Here is a 736-nt window from a genome sequence, read left to right on the forward strand (position 1 = left end):
TATTCAAGAATTACTCAAACAATATATTGGGAAATATCCCGTTCTACTCTTGGGCGATTTTAACAGTCCCCCTCCCTCTCCCGAACATCCTGATGCCACTATTTCCTTACTTCTCAATCTACCAGAAATTAGTCCCGTTGTTCCTCGCGATCGCCTAATTTCCTCTCCAGCAAAAACGTTTCCTTCTGATGGCGCGATCGCCAAAATCGACTATATTTTTTATAGTAGCGATCGCTTAGAACTTCTCGAATGGCGAGTCATTACTGAAGCAAAACAAGCCTCAGATCATCTCCCCCTTATGGCAAAATTTCGCCTCATTGAACAATAGAAATTTATAGAAATTTACCGATAACCAACAACCAATTTTCCTTTTATGAAGTTGTGTAAAGCAATTGTTAAAAACTGTTAAAGATTTGGTTCAAGTTCTTGTTTTCTGAGTCAATCTAGGAATAGAAATCATAAATATTGTATCAGGAGAAATAAAATGGAAGTTCTCATCTTTTTCTTTAGTGGAATCACTCTATTTGGTGCCTTAACAGGGATTAAAATTGACCGGGAGTATCAAAGAGGTGTTATCTTTCGCTTAGGACGCTACAACAGTATTAAAGGACCCGGATTGTATTGGATGATTCCCGCGATCGACCAAAAGATTCGCGTGGATATTCGCACAAAAACCGTCGATATTCCCCCACAAGAAGCGGTTACAGCCGATAGCGTCACCATTAAAGTTAATGCA

The 736-nt window shown here is 39.3% G+C and carries 2 protein-coding genes; both read left to right on the forward strand.

Going from position 1 to position 736, the window contains the following annotated elements; all coding sequences use genetic code 11:
- The coding region (locus VB714_RS21430) for an endonuclease/exonuclease/phosphatase family protein (RefSeq protein ID WP_323226724.1) at nt 1-328 on the forward strand (328 nt) is incomplete at its 5' end.
- 156 nt (nt 329-484) lie between these two features.
- Nucleotides 485-736, forward strand: a 252-nt coding sequence (locus VB714_RS21435) for an SPFH domain-containing protein (protein WP_323226725.1), incomplete at its 3' end; no start/stop codon positions are given.

Source organism: Spirulina sp. 06S082, from assembly GCF_034932145.1.
Lineage (GTDB): Bacteria > Cyanobacteriota > Cyanobacteriia > Cyanobacteriales > Spirulinaceae > CCY15215.